Below are 13,828 nucleotides of genomic sequence, written 5' to 3'. Positions count from 1 at the left end.
ACCTCACGCGCTGGTCAGTCCTGCCGGCGGAACTCCAGCATGCAGAGGACCTTGTCGTAGCGGTGCTCGCCGACGGCGACGAAGTCGGGGAGGCGGCCGTATTCGGTGAAGCTCAGCGGCCGGTAGAGCCGCAGGGCGCGGGCATTGTCGCCACGGGCGTCCAGGGTGAGGACTCGACACCCGCTTCCCTGGCATCGGCGATCAGGGCCGGGGTCAGCGCCCGGCCGACGCCACGGCCATGTGCGGCGGCATCGACCGCGATCTTCTCCAGATCGGCGTGCGGCCGATGGGTCGGTCGGGCGTAGCGGAGCCAGTGTCCCAACCCGACGAGGCGACGGCCGAGGTAAGTGGCGCGCAGGGCCGCGCCGCCGGCCTGCGCCGCGGAGAGGACGTCGCTGAGCAGTTCCGCCACCTCCTCCAGCGAGGGTAGTTCGACCCAGCCCAGCGCGGCGCCGCGCCGACCAGGTCCGCCAGGATCGGGTGGGCCGACTCCGCGAAGCGGGCCTTCAGCTCCGGATCGGATGTCAGGCCGGTGGCGCCGAGGATGGCAGGCTCCGTGGTCACACCGCTGGTCATGGCCGGCAGCATGGCCAGCACAGGGCCTGACCGAGGTCCCATGCTTACCCGGTGCGGGTTCCGCCGTGCGAAGGGCGCCGCCGGGACGGGTCATGTCCAGGGCTGTGTCTCCCCGGCGCGGGCCAGGCCGCTTTCGTAGGCGATGACGACGAGTTGGGCGCGGTCGCGGGCTCCGAGTGTGGCCATGGCGCGGTTGGCGTGGGCCTTGACAGTGACGGGCGTGACGTAGAGGCGTTCGGCGATGTCGGTGTTGGACAGCCCGGTGGCCACGAGGGTCATCACCTCGCGTTCCCGGGGGTGAGGGCGGCGAGCCGGGCGGGGTCCGCGAGGCCGCCCGGAGCGGCTGGGCCAGGAACCTGGCGATCAGCGTCTTGGTGGCGACCGGCGAGAGGAGTGCCTCGTCCGCTGCCACCAGCCGGATGGCGTCGAGGAGCTGGGATGGTTCGATGCCTTGTCCGAGGAATCCGCTCGCTCCGGCCCTGAGCGCGTCGACCACGAACTCGTCGACCTCGAAGGAGGTCAGGACGAGCACCTTCACGTCGGCCAGGTCCTCGTCCCGGCCGATCAGCCGGGTGGCCTCGATGCCGTCGACCCCGGGCATCCGGATGTCCGTCACTACGAAGTCGGCCCGCTCGGACCGGGCCAGTTGCACGGCTGACCGGCCGTCGGACGCCTCCGCGACGACCTCCATGTCCGGTTGTGCGTCGATCAGCAGCCGGAAGGTGCCGCGGAGCAGGACTTGGTCGTCGACGAGCAGGACGCGGATCGTCATGGGCGGCGGGCTCCTCACGGATGGTCAGACGGTGACGGGGGCCGGGGACAGGGGCAGTTCGGCGATGACGCGGAAGCCGCCCTCCGGCCGCGAACCGGCGGTGAGGGTTCCGCCTACGGCTGTGGCGCGCTCGCGCATGCCGATCAGGCCGTGCCAAACCGCCCGCGCGGATGCCGCCGATCAGGGCGTCCAGGTCGGCCAGGCCGGGGATGGGGGCCCGGGAGTGGGGCGCGTCGCCGGTCTGGCGCAACAGGCCGACGGTGGCGTGGAGTTCGTCGAGCGCGGCCCGGCTGGTGTCCTTGATGTGGGCCAGCGCCTGGTACGCCCGGTCCGGGTCGGTGCGCATGAGGTGCTGGGCCACCCCCGCCTGGGCGTTGACCAGGGAGATGTGGTGGGCGACGACGTCGTGGAGCTCGCGGGCGATGCGCACGCGTTCCTCGGTGACGTGGCGCCGGGCCTCGTCCTCCTGGGTGCGCTCGGCGCGGACGGCGCCGAGACGCACGACGGCACCTCCTTCGCCCGCTCCCGTCCGGGCGGCTGCGCGGAGGGGGGCAGCGTCGGCGGATGGAGACTGCTCCCGCCGGGCTGACCGTCCGTGGGTGCGGTGGGCGGCGCCACCTGGTCAGGTGCAGCGGACGGCACCACCGGGTCAGGTGCCGGTGAAGCTCAGTCCGGTGAACTCCCCGCGCTGCCGCCACTCGGCGAGCATCTCGAAGTACGCCGTGGAGGTGCCCGGGTAGTTCGCGTTCTTGCGGGGCCGCTCCTCGGGGCGCCCCTCGTTGTTCCAGCGTCCTGGTGTGCAGTCCTTGAGGAAGCCGCCCGAGCCCAGCAGGACCAGGCCGGAGCCGTCGACCACCTGCCCGACGTACGCCTCCTCGGCCTGCCGGGTGACGTCCGCGATCACCCCCTGCCGTTCGAACTCGGCGATGAGGAAGGCGATGTGACGCGCGGTCTCCTCCAGGATGTGGGAGAAGTTGATCGCGGCAGTACCCTGGGTGTAGTTCGGCGGCAGCAGGAAGAAGTTGGGGAAGCCGCTCGACATCACACCGTGCAGCGTCTCCGGACCGTCCTTCCACTTGTCGGAGAGGGTGCTGCCGTCGCGGCCGGTCACATCGAGGCCCACCCGGTCCGTGTACGCGGAGTCCTGGTCGAAGCCGGTCGCGAGGACGAGGCAGTCGAGCGGGTACTCGGCGCCGCCGACGACGACCCCGCGGGGAGTGATCCGCTGGACCCCCTGTCCCTGGGTGTCGACCAGCCGCACGTTCGGCCGGTTGAAGGCCGGCAGGTACTCGTCGTGGTAGCAGGGGCGCTTGCACTGGTAGCGGTAGTAGGGCTTGAGCGCCTCGGCGGTCCCGGGGTCCCGTACGGTCGTGTCGATCCTGGCCCGGATGGTCTCCATGTGCCGCAGGTCGGCCAGCTCCCGCCGCTCCGCGAACTGTTCGGGCGTGGGTCCGCCGTGCTCGTCGCCGTCGGGGATCGCATGGTAGAAGACGGTCCACCCGTCGCCGACCAGGTCCTCGGTGACCTTCTCCCCGTTGGTGACGCGGGTGAAGTTCTCCCGCCGCCGCCACTGCCAGCCCGGCTCCAGGGTGCGGAACCAGTCCTGGTCCGTCTCCCGGTTGTCGCGAACGGCGACCGTGGAGGGGGTCCGCTGGAAGACGAGCAGCTCGCGGGCGGCCGCGGCGAGCGGGGCGACGATCTGCACGGCGGACGCGCCGGTGCCGACGACGCCGACCGTCTTGTCCCCGAGCCTGGTCATGGGGCTGGACGCGTCGCCGCCGGTGTAGTCGTAGTCCCAGCGGGAGGTGTGGAACAGCTTGCCCTCGAAGTCGTCGATGCCCTCGATCGCGGGCAGCTTCAGCGAGGTGAAGGAGCCGTGGGCCACCACCGCGTAGCGGGCCCGGAACCCGTCCCCGCGGTCTGTCCGCACGGTCCAGCGGGCGCTGCGCTCGTCCCAGTCCAGTCCCGTCACCGACGTGTGGAAGAGCGCGTGGTCGTAGAGCCCGAAGTGCCGGGCCAGCCGCTGGGTGTGGGCGTGGATCTCGGCGCCGTAGGAGTAGCGGTGCCGGGGCATGTAGTCCAGCTCTTCGAGCAGCGGCAGGTAGATGTACGACTCGACATCGCACATCACGCCCGGGTACCGGTTCCAGTACCACACACCTCCGACATCGCCGCCCTTCTCCACGATGCGGATCCGGTCGAGGCCCGCCTTGCGCAGATGGGCGGCGGTGAGCAGGCCGCCGAATCCGCCGCCCACCACCACCGCGTCGACGCTGTCGTGCAGCGGCTCTCGCGGTTCGACGGCCGTGAACGGGTCCTCGACCAGTTCCCCGTGGCGCGCGAGGTCGAGGACCTCGCTGCGCGAGGGGTCGAGGCGCTTGTCCCGCTCGGCCCGGTACTTGGTGCGCGCCCGATCGAGATCCGTGCGCTCGGCCGAAGTCTGCGTCATGCCTGCTTCTCCGTTCTGTGGCGTTCGATGGGATGCCCTGGTGCGAGGTCCGCCTGCTCGCCGAGGTGACGGCGGACCGCGTCAGGCCATGGACGCGCCGCCGTTGACACGGACGACGTGTCCGGTGACGCACCGGCTCGCTTCCGACGCGAGGTAGAGGACGGCGTGGGCCGAGTCGATCGGCTCGGCGACGCGGCCGAGGGGAGCGGCGGCGGCCATCCTCTGGCCGAGTTCGTCGAACCCGCTCTGCCCGAACGCGCCGGAGGGGTCCGTGTGCCGCTGGCGGGTGATGCCGGTGTCCGTCCAGCCGGGTGCGACGCCGTTGACCCGGATGCCCCGGGGGCCCAGCTCGACGGCGAACGTACGGGTCACGGCCTCGCCGCCCTTCTTCGCGGCGGCGTAGGACCCCGTGCCCGCGGTGGCGAAGTCAATGATCGTGGACAGGGTGTTGACGATGCTCGACCCGGGCCGCATCACACGGGCGGCGGCCTGGCAGCCGTAGAGGACGCTCTTGAGGTTGACCGCGAGGACCCGGTCGAACTCGTCCGGCGGGACCTCCGTGAGGGGGCGGCGGATCATGATGCCGGCGTTGTTGACCAGGACGTCGAGGTGTCCGAGCCGGGAGACCGTGTCGTCGACCAGCGCGGTCACGGCGGCCGGATCCGCCACGTCCACCTGCCGGGCCACGGCTGTCCCGCCGTCCTTCACGATGCCGGCCACGGTGGCCTCGGCGCTCGCCGCGTCCAGGTCGGCGGCGACGACCCGGGCGCCGGCCGCGGCGAGCACGCCCGCGACGGCCCGTCCGATGCCGCTCCCCGCGCCGGTGACCACCGCCACCTTGCCGGTCAGCCGGAACGCCTTTGCCAGGTCCATCTCGTCTCTCCCCACTGCCGTACGGCGGTTGCGTGTTGGTGTGCCTTCAACGGCCGGATGCCGGACGCGCCGCCGGCGCCTTCCGGCCGAGTCCGGCCGCGACGTGCGGCGTGACGCCCTCGGCAAGGGCGCGGTGGCCCTCGTCGCCCGGGTGCACGCCGTCCACGAGGTGTGCGGCCGGTACGAGGTCCCGCCCCGGGAGCAGGACCAGACCGTCGTCCTGGGTCGCCTCGGCGAAGCGGCGCACCGCGTCCTCCATCGCGGCGCGCAGTTCCGCGAGGCTCGCACCGAAGCGGTTGGGTACGTGCTCCGCCGCCGGGCGGACGATCGGGCTGACGACGAGGACGGGGACGTCGGGCAGGCCCTGGCGTACGGCGGTGAGGTAGAGCCGGGTGGTCTCGGCGAGTTGGGCGGGGCTCGTCGGCAGGGACGAGTAGGTGTTCGTTCCCCAGGCCAGGGCCACGGCGGCGGCGCCGGAGTCGGCCACGACGTCGGCGGTGGGCAGTTCGCCCCGGGCGGCGCCCGCGAAGCCGAGGTTGACCAGGTCGAGGCCGAGCGTGTCGGCGACCAACGTGGGCCAGGCCAGACCGGGCGCCGACACCGACCAGCCCTGGGTGACGGAGTCGCCGTACACCACCCAGCGAGGTCCCGGCTCGACGGGTTCGAGGCGGCGGTCGGCCGCCAGGGCGACGACCCTCACGTCGGCCGCCTCCGGGAAGTAGACGCGCACGACGCTGCTCGGGTCGCGCGCGGGCAGCCGTATCAGCTCGGTTCCGCCACCGGGCGGCAGGGGCACCAGCCGGGCCGGGAAGCCCGGCACCCGTACGGCGAAGGCCTCGGGGAGGGTCGGGGCCGGCACGCTGGTCCGCTCCCCCGTCTCGACGGTCAGCTCGACCGTCGACGCCGGGCCGGTGAAGTCGAGATGCAGGCCGGCCGGCACCCGGGCGGCCCGGACGGTGTCGGCCGTCAGCTTCGTGCCGGCCGCGAGCGGCAGCCGCGAGCCGCCGCCGGTCCAGGACACCCCCGGCAGGACGCCGTGGAGGAAGCGTTCGGGCTGAACCCGGATCATTCGAGCACCGCCCCTCTGTCATCAACTGCCCTGGTATTGAATGTTTTTAGCCGATACATATATATTTCCTGATCGATATACCTACAGAGCTGAGGTGTAGCGATGAGCATCACGGAACTGACCCCCGATTACCGTGGGTTGATCGACCTGACGGGCAGACACGTGCTGGTCCTCGGTGGTGGGCTGGGCATCGGCCGGCAGACCTGCCTCGCGGCGGCGGGCGTCGGCGCCAAGGTGTCCGTGGTCGACGCGGACCGGGACCGTGCCGAGACGGTAGCCGAGGAGGTCGGCGGTCTGGCGCTCACCGGTGACGCGACCGTCCGCGCGGACGTCGAGCGGATCTTCGCCGACGCCGTACGGCACTTCGGCCCCGTCCACGGGATCGCGGACATCATCGGCATCGCCGACAACGGCCCGCTGGGCGACGTGACCGACGAACTCTGGCAGCGTGGCCTCGACCTGAACCTCCGCCACGCCTTCCTCGCCCTGCAGATCGGCGCGAAGGCCATGCCGGAGGGCGGTGCGATGGTGTTCGTCGGCTCCGTCTCGGGCCTGCGGTCCGCTCCCGGCCACGCGGTGTACGGGGCCGCGAAGGCCGGCCTCTCCAACCTGGTGAGCACCGCCTGCCTCGAACTCGGCCCCGGCATCCGCGCGAACGTCGTCGCGCCCGGCCAGACGGCCACCCCGCGCATCGCCGAGCGCCATCCGGAGCCCGGCTACTACGAGCGGGCGGGCGCCCGGGTACCGCTCGGCAGGGTGGGCGCGACCAGCGACATCGCGTCGGCGATCCTGTTCTTCCTCACCGACCTGTCGGCTTGGATCACGGGCCAGACACTGGTGGTCGACGGCGGCACAGGGCGGAAGTTCGCGTACGCGGAGTCCTGACGTCCGCGGCGGCGGGGCGGCGCGGCACGGGACGCGCGCGGCCGCCCCGCCCCGCGTGGTCGCGGGCTCCCGTCCCGGCCGGTGTTCAGCCGAAGTCATAGTGCTCCGGCTCGAACCGGGCGAGGAGCTCGTGGTACTCCTCCAGCCGCCAGGGCGCGTTGACCTGCTGCCTGCCGAACTCGTTGACGTAGTAGTTGCGTTCCGTCGAGGCCGGGTCGTACCAGACGAGGGCGCGCATCGCCGCGTCCAGGCGGCGGTTGTAGTCCTCGAAGACCTCCTCGCGGACGGTCAGATACCTGTGCCCCGTCTCGACGAGGGCGACCAGCGCCTCGCCTATGTAGCGCGCCCAGGTCTCCATCCACACGACGAGCGATCCGGAGCGGTTCTGTGAGTTGGGGCCGTACATGATGAACAGGTTCGGGAAGTCGGGCACGGTGAGGCCGAGGTAGGCGCGCGGACCGCCGCTCGCGGGGTCGCTCCACCGGTCCTCCAGGGTCTCGTCGGCGAGACCGCGGTAGCGGGTCGGCCAGAGATACTTCTGGGTGACGAAACCGGTGGCCGTGAAGACGACGTCGTAGTCGCGTTCCTTGCCGTCCGCGGTGCGGATCCCGGTCGGGGTGAAGCGTTCGATGGTCTCCGTGACCAGCTCGACGTCGTCCTTGAGCAGCGAGGCGTACCAGTTGTTGTCGACGATGAGCCGGCGTGCCATGGGAGCGTGCCGGGGAATGAGCTTGTCCCACAGGTCGGGGCGGCTGCCCAGTTGGGACTTGACGTACCGGGTGAGGGTCTCGCGGTACGCGTCGTTCGCCTCGCTGACGAGACCGCCAGCGGCCTGCCACCGTGGGTCCGGCTCCTGGAGGATCTGGCCGCCGAGGCGGAGGGCGGCGGCGGAGTAGCAGTACCAGTTCCAGTAGTACGGCATGGTGTCCAGGAGCCAGCGCGTCTCCGGGCGGATGGGCTCGCCGTAACGCTCGCGCGGGGTGATCCACTGCGGGGTGCGCTGGAAGACGCCCACGCTGCGGGCGCGGCTGCGTACGGAGGACAGCATCTGCACGCCGGTCGAGCCGTTGCCGATGATGGCGACGTCGCGGCCGTCGAGCCGTTCCCGGCCCGTGCACTCGGCGGTGTGCACGATCTCGCCGCGGAAGTCCTCGACGCCGGGCACGTCCAGTCGCCTGGGGGTGGCGAACAGCCCGCTCGCGCTCACCACGGCCGTGGCGGTGAGGTGCCGCACCCAGCCGTCCACCACGGCCTCGATCGTCCAGCGCCCGGTCGCCGCGTCGAAGGACGCCTCCCGCACGTCGCTGTCGAAGCTGATGTGCTCGTGGACGCCGTACTTCCTGGCGACGTGTTCGAGGTATCCGCGTACCTCGCCGGCCCGGGCGAAGTACTCGGTCCACGGGTAGTTCTTCTCGAAGAAGAACTGGTAGAGGAAGTTGGTGGTGTCCACCCGCACGTCGGGGTAGGTGTTGATGCTCCAGGTGCCGCCCAGTTCCGAGCGCCGCTCGTAGATCGTGTACCGGATGCCCAGGTGCTCCAGTTGTACGGCCATGGCGATGCCGCCGAAGCCGGCGCCGACGACGGCCACGTGGAAGTCCTCGGGCAGGGCGGGCCTCGGGCCGGTCCACCGGGCCAGCCGCGGATGGTCGTCGAAGGCGGCGAGTCCACGCCGGTAGGCCCAGTCCCGGTCGGTGAGCTTCTCGCCGCCGAACACTTCGTACATGCGTCGCAGTTCAGCGTCGTCGGGGCGCGTCTCGGTGAAGTCCTCGGGTGGGTCGAGCAGGAACTCCCGCGCCCTCGCTCGCAGTTGCTCGACGGCCTCGTCGGCGACGACGGTCTGCCGGAGCGCGCCGCCGTACATCGGGACGGTCTTCAGCTCCAGTTCGAGCAGGGAGTCGTCCGCGGTGGCCTGGTACAGCGCGAGCCTCAGGGCGTTCAGGTCCGCGTCGTCCAGTGCGCGGTCGACGAACGCCCGGTCCACGCGCGGTGACGCTCCCTGCGCGGGACCGTCCTTCCCCGTCATGTGGTTCCTCCGCGCCTGGTCATGGTGCTCCTCCCCGGTCGGCTGGATCCGACTTGAGGAAAGCAGGGGAAGGATCAACTCCCCGGTGGGGTTTCCACTGACCGGGATCCGCTAGGCAGGGCCTGTGACGAACGGCGTGAATGCCGGTCGACGCACAACGGCGAGAGGCGGAGCCCGTGTTGAGTGTGGCCGAGTTCGACGTCCTGGCGGGGCAGGTGGGCAACTGGGGGCGCTGGGGCGCGGACGACCAGCGCGGCACGCTCAACCTCGTCACCCCCGAGGTGGTCAGGAAGGGGACGGCCGCGGTGGCCACGGGCGAGACCTTCTCCCTGGCCATGCCGTTGTCGCTGGACGGCCCGCAGAACGGCGCGGGGGTACGGGGCCGGATCAACCCGGTCCGGACCATGCTGGCCATCAACACGCCGATGGGCCCCGGCCCGGACGCGGCCGCCTACAGCGACGACATCGTGCTGACCCCGACGCAGGCGGCCACGCACTGGGACGCGCTGTCGCACTGCAGCCACCGGGGCCTGATGTACAACGGCGTGCCCGCGGACGCCGTCGACGCCTTCGGCGCCGCGAGGCTCGGCATCGAGACGGCCGGCCCCATCGTGTCGCGGGGCGTTCTGCTGGACGTGGCCCGGCATCAGGGCGTCGACGTCCTGCCCGGCGGGTTCCCGGTCACGCGGGCCGTCCTGGAGACCGTCGAGGAGGCCCAGGAGACCCCGGTGGAGGAGGGCGACATCGTCCTCGTCCGTACCGGGCAGGCGTCGTACTTCCTCGCGGGCGACGTACCGCGCTATCGCCGGCCCGTTCCCGCGCTCGACGTCGACGCCCCGCTCTTCTTCCACGCGCGGGGGGCGGCGGCCGTCGCGATCGACAACATGCCCATGGAGCTGCTGCCGTCGAAGGTCGAGGACGTCATGCTGCCCGTCCACGTCCTGTGCCTGGTGATGATGGGCATGGTCCAGGGCCAGAACTGGGTGCTCGAAGAGCTCGCGGCGGCGTGTGCCCGGGACCGCCGTCACACCTTCCTGCTCGACGCGACTCCCGAGCCCTTCCTGCACAGCACCGGCGGGCTGGTGAACCCCGTGGCCGTGCGCTGACGGGCACGGCCACGGCGGTCACGACCGCGTCGGTCACGGACCGGGTTCCTCGACCGGCCCGTCCGCCGCCGGCGCCCGCAGTCGGTCGCGCAGTTCGTACTTGCGGACCTTGCCCGACGGGGCCCGCGGCAGGTCGGCGACCACCTCGATGCGCTCAGGCGCCTTCTGCGGGGCCACCCGGTGCCGGGCGAACAGCTCGCGTACCTCCTCGACGTCGAGGGTGCCGCTGTCGAGGACCACGAAGGCGGCGACCCGCTCGCCGTAGCGCGGGTCCGGTTCGGCGACCACGGCCGCGTGCCGCACCCGGGGATGGGTGGCGAGGATGTCCTCGACCTCCTTGGAGGCGATGTTCTCGCCGCCCCTGATGATGATGTCCTTGATGCGGTCGGTGATGGTGAGCCGGCCGTCCTCGTCCAGCCGTCCGACGTCCCCGGTGCGGAACCAGCCGCCGGACAGAAACGCCGAATGGTCATGCGCCGGGTCCCGGTAGCCGACGAACTGGCTGGGGCCGCGGGTCACGACCTCGCCCGTCTCCCCCGCCGCCCGGGATCGCAACTGCTCGTCGACGATCCGTATCTCGTCGCCGAACCGCGCGAGACCGTCGGTCGCCGCGCGCTGGTGCGCGGAGGCGTCCAGGGGCGAGGTGGCGCACCGCGGATGCTCGGTGCTGCCGTAGGCGCGGGCCATGACGATGCCGGCCGCGTCGGCGCGGGCGACCAGCGTGGGCGGGACGCCCGCGGCGCCGATCTGCACGAAGCGCAGGCTGGAGATGTCGTGGCTGCTCTCCTCGGCGGCCTTCAGGAGCGCTTCCACGTGCAGCGGTGTCCCACTGGTGATCGTGCACCGGTACTTCTCGACGAGTTCGACGGCGCGCACCGGGTTCCAGCGGTCCATGTGCACCGTGTCGGTGCCCGAGACGATCCCGCTGCACGCGGCGAGCAGTCCGGCGACATGGCCCGAGGGCCAGGGAATGAGGCGGATGTCCTGCGGCCCGGCCTCGTTCATCAGGTCGCCCTTGCGGAGCTCGTGCAGCAGGGTGTTGTGCGTGTGCTGGACGCCCTTGGGGACGCCGGTCGTCCCGGAGGTGTAGATCAGCGCGCAGACGTCGTCGGCGTGCACACCTTCGGGCGGGGCTGCCTGTGCGGTCCCGGCTACGAGGTCGGTCCAGGGGATCGCGCCGGGTGCCGTACGGTCGCCGATCATGACGACGTGTTCGAGTCCCGGGCCGCCGTCGAGCCGGGCCAGGCGGTCGGTGAAGTCGATGGAGCGCCAGGCGTCGGGCAGCACCAGCACCTTCGCCCCGGCGTTCCGCAGGATGACACCGACCTCCGCCGAGCCGTAGATGTGGGTGACGGGGAGGACGACGGCCCCGGCCAGCCATGCGCCGAAGTACGAGACGATCAGCTCCAGGCGGTTGGGGACTTGGACGGCCACCACGTCGCCGGGCCGTACGCCCAGTGCGCGCAGCCCGGCCGCCGCACGCCCGGCGAGAGCCAGGACCTCGGCCAGGGTGACCGTGGTCGCCCCGGTATCAGTCCCGGTGCCGGTCCCGGTCTCGGTCCCCGTCCCGGCCTCCGCAGCGAATACGAACCGCGTCCCGGGGACGCGTCGGCCGGCGTCCGCGAGGGCGTCGGCCATGGTCCGGGACGAGTAGTGCCCCTCGGCGTACCAGCGTTCTCGCAGTCCGAGGAGGTCGCGCCGCCGCTGCTCGGGTGTCACGCTCACTGCCGCCTCCTCCGTCGCCGCATCACTCGACGGCACAGGGCTACCAGTCGACGGCTTCGCCCGATGAGCCCGTTCCACTGAACGGAAGCCTGTCGCCCCCGGTGCCGCCGGTCCCGGCAAGCTGCGGGACCGCACGAGGAATCCGAATCGAGCAATCAGGCAATCAGGCAGAGGAGGCGCGGATGGCCGGGTCGCTCGTCGGCAAGGTCGCGTTCATCACCGGCGTGGCCCGCGGGCAGGGCAGGGCGCACGCGGTGCGGCTGGCCCGTGAGGGCGTGGACGTCATCGGGGTCGACATCTGCGGGGCCGTCAGGACGATGGACTATCCCAACGCGTCGCCGGACGACCTGGCCGAGACGGTGCGGCTGGTGCGGGCGCAGGGGCGCCGGATGGTCGGCCTGCAGGCCGACGTGCGCGACTACCCCGGCCTCAAGGCCGCGTTCGACGAGGGGTACGCCGAGTTCGGCCGGCTGGACCTCATCCTCGCCAACGCGGGCATCGTCCGCTACACCGAGGAGACGGGGGACGAGTTCGTCGAGATCTGGCGGGACATAGTCGACACCAACCTCACCGGTGTGTTCCACACGGTCCGGGCAGGTCTCCAGGCCGTGATCGACGGCGGCCGGGGCGGCTCGATCGTGATCACGAGTTCCAGCGCGGGCATCAGGGGGACGGGCTCACCGAACGCGGGCGCGCAGGCGTACACCGCCGCCAAACGCGGACTCGTCGGCTACATGCAGACGCTGGCGAACGACCTGGCCCCGCACATGATCCGGGTGAACACGATCCACCCGACCGGTGTGGCCACCGGGATGACCCAGAACGAGGCGCTGGCCAGGAAGGCCGCGCAGGCGGACAGCGAGATCTCCCAGATGCGCAATGCCCTGCCCATCGAGATCCTCCAACCCGAGGACATCGCCGACGCCGTGGCCTACCTGGTGTCGGACCGGGCGCGGTTCATCACAGGTGTCCAGTGGCCGCTGGACGCCGGATTCGGCGTCCGGTGACGGCACGGACCGACGGCTCGCTCGGACTGGCACGGATGCCTGAATTTTAAGGCCATTGACTTAACAGGTGGGACGTGCTGGCATGGTCGGGTGACGGGAACGAGTCTGAGTTCGACCAAGGCGGAGATCGTGACGGCCGCCGAGCGGCTGTTCGCGCTGCACGGCATCGACGGCGTGTCCCTGCGGCAGATCGGTGCGGCGGCGGGGGCCGGGAACAACTCCGTCGTCCAGTACCACTTCGGCTCCAAGGACCGGCTCATCGACGCCATCATCGAGTACCGCCTGCCCGCCCTGCACGCCCGCCGGACACAGCTGCTGGAGCGCCATCGCGCCGGTGACCTGCGGAGCCTGCTCAAGTGCCAGGCGCTGGCCATCCTGGAGCAGGGCGAACAGCCCGACAGCCACTACCTGAGCTTCATCGCCACCCTGCGCCAGCAGGGCCACCAGGAGCTCCTCGACCGTCTGCCGGAGGAGGTGCGCGCCTCGCTGCACGACTTCCATCAGCGGCTCGGAGCCCACCTGCCGCATCTGCCGGAGCACTTGCGGGCCCATCGGCTCGCCCGGGCGATGACCCTGATCGTGCAGACCGCCGCGGACCGCGAGCGCGCCCGGTCCCTGGGGCGGCCCGTGCCGCCCTTCGGCCTCGAACTGGCCGACCTGGTCGACAGCCTGGTCGGATCGCTGCTGGCGACCCCCTCGCCCGAGTCGCTCGCCCCGCTCGCCGAGGACGAGGCGGCCGGAGTGGCCTGGCCACCCTTCATCTAGGCCCCTGTCCCGCCCCCCTAGACCTCCTGCCCCCTCGGATCCCTTCCCTGTGATCCCTTCCCCGTGACGATCGGAGTCCGATGAGTACTGCCCGCGACGACGGCTTGGCGCTGCTGCGTCAGATGATTCCGGACCTGACCTCCGGCGACAGCGACCAGCTCCGGCTTCGGGACGGGTTCGCGACCGGTCTCGGCGAGCAGAGCCTGGAGACCGTGTTCGGCCGGCTGTGGGTGCGCCCCGGACTGGATCTGCGCGCCCGCAGCCTGGTGACCCTCGGCATCCTCATCGCGCTGCGGGCCGACACCGAACTGCGGATCCACTTCCCCACCGCGCTGCGCAACGGCCTCACGCGCGAGGAGCTGGAGGAGGTCGTCTTCCACTCCGCTGCCTATGCGGGTTTCCCGGCCGCCGCCCTCGCGGGACAGGTCGGACGCGAGGTTCTGGACCCCCCGCAGTCCACGGAGTGAATGACCGGGCGGGGTACGAGGGAGGGGCGGGGGGGGGGGCGCCCCCCCCCCCCCCCCCCAACCCCCCCCCGGCCCCCCCCCGGGGGGGGGGGGACAGGTGCAGGCCCCCCC

General features: G+C 71.7%; 10 protein-coding genes and 3 pseudogenes. 5 read left to right on the top strand and 8 right to left on the bottom strand.

Annotation, left to right across the window (positions count from 1 at the left end):
* Positions 1 to 14: 14 nt before the first annotated feature.
* The 6 genes and pseudogenes from ACGF5O_RS28240 to ACGF5O_RS28215 form a co-directional block, all read right to left on the bottom strand.
* A pseudogene (locus ACGF5O_RS28240) lies at positions 15 to 576 on the bottom strand (GNAT family N-acetyltransferase).
* Between the two features lie 90 nt (positions 577 to 666).
* Positions 667 to 1,348, bottom strand: a pseudogene (locus tag ACGF5O_RS28235) (response regulator).
* A gap of 24 nt (positions 1,349 to 1,372) precedes the next feature.
* Positions 1,373 to 1,850: pseudogene (locus ACGF5O_RS28230) on the bottom strand (sensor histidine kinase); the annotation flags it as partial.
* Between the two features lie 147 nt (positions 1,851 to 1,997).
* The gene (locus ACGF5O_RS28225; protein WP_393812676.1) at positions 1,998 to 3,797 is read right to left on the bottom strand and encodes a flavin-containing monooxygenase; all 1,800 of its coding nucleotides are present in this window, start codon (positions 3,795 to 3,797) and stop codon (positions 1,998 to 2,000) included.
* Between the two features lie 81 nt (positions 3,798 to 3,878).
* Positions 3,879 to 4,670: an SDR family NAD(P)-dependent oxidoreductase gene (locus ACGF5O_RS28220; protein WP_393812675.1), complete on the bottom strand. Its 792-nt coding sequence runs from the start codon at positions 4,668 to 4,670 to the stop codon at positions 3,879 to 3,881.
* A 46-nt stretch (positions 4,671 to 4,716) separates the two neighbouring features.
* Entirely contained in the window at positions 4,717 to 5,739 is a 1,023-nt protein-coding gene (locus ACGF5O_RS28215; RefSeq protein WP_393812674.1) for an SGNH/GDSL hydrolase family protein, read from the bottom strand.
* Between the two features lie 102 nt (positions 5,740 to 5,841).
* On the opposite strand from ACGF5O_RS28215, the gene ACGF5O_RS28210 reads away from it, so the two are divergent.
* The gene (locus ACGF5O_RS28210; RefSeq protein WP_393812673.1) at positions 5,842 to 6,624 is read left to right on the top strand and encodes an SDR family NAD(P)-dependent oxidoreductase; all 783 of its coding nucleotides are present in this window, start codon (positions 5,842 to 5,844) and stop codon (positions 6,622 to 6,624) included.
* Between the two features lie 85 nt (positions 6,625 to 6,709).
* Here the strand turns inward: ACGF5O_RS28210 and ACGF5O_RS28205 are convergent, their stop codons facing one another.
* Positions 6,710 to 8,647, bottom strand: coding sequence for a flavin-containing monooxygenase (locus tag ACGF5O_RS28205; RefSeq protein WP_393812672.1), 1,938 nt, complete (start codon positions 8,645 to 8,647; stop codon positions 6,710 to 6,712).
* 179 nt (positions 8,648 to 8,826) lie between these two features.
* Here ACGF5O_RS28205 and ACGF5O_RS28200 point away from each other — a divergent pair, with 179 nt between their 5' ends.
* Entirely contained in the window at positions 8,827 to 9,753 is a 927-nt protein-coding gene (locus ACGF5O_RS28200) for a cyclase family protein (protein ID WP_393812671.1), read from the top strand.
* Positions 9,754 to 9,786: 33 nt separating this feature from the next.
* Here ACGF5O_RS28200 and ACGF5O_RS28195 read toward each other — a convergent pair whose 3' ends face one another.
* Positions 9,787 to 11,478 carry an AMP-binding protein gene (locus ACGF5O_RS28195; RefSeq protein ID WP_393812670.1) on the bottom strand — a complete coding sequence of 564 codons (1,692 nt, stop codon included), beginning with the start codon at positions 11,476 to 11,478 and terminating at the stop codon, positions 9,787 to 9,789.
* A 182-nt stretch (positions 11,479 to 11,660) separates the two neighbouring features.
* Between ACGF5O_RS28195 and ACGF5O_RS28190 the strand changes: the two genes are divergently transcribed.
* From ACGF5O_RS28190 to ACGF5O_RS28180, 3 genes are all read left to right on the top strand, one after another.
* Entirely contained in the window at positions 11,661 to 12,485 is an 825-nt protein-coding gene (locus ACGF5O_RS28190; protein WP_393812669.1) for a mycofactocin-coupled SDR family oxidoreductase, read from the top strand.
* Positions 12,486 to 12,575: 90 nt separating this feature from the next.
* Positions 12,576 to 13,250 (top strand): TetR/AcrR family transcriptional regulator, encoded by a 675-nt coding sequence (locus tag ACGF5O_RS28185; RefSeq protein ID WP_393812668.1) that lies wholly within the window; start codon positions 12,576 to 12,578, stop codon positions 13,248 to 13,250.
* 80 nt (positions 13,251 to 13,330) lie between these two features.
* Positions 13,331 to 13,717, top strand: coding sequence for a carboxymuconolactone decarboxylase family protein (locus ACGF5O_RS28180; RefSeq protein ID WP_393812667.1), 387 nt, complete (start codon positions 13,331 to 13,333; stop codon positions 13,715 to 13,717).
* Positions 13,718 to 13,828 lie beyond the last annotated feature (111 nt).

This window comes from Streptomyces sp. NPDC048291 (assembly GCF_043201715.1).
GTDB lineage: Bacteria > Actinomycetota > Actinomycetes > Streptomycetales > Streptomycetaceae > Streptomyces.
Note: the sequence above shows the minus strand (reverse complement) of the source record. Positions and strands in the feature narration are given on the sequence as shown.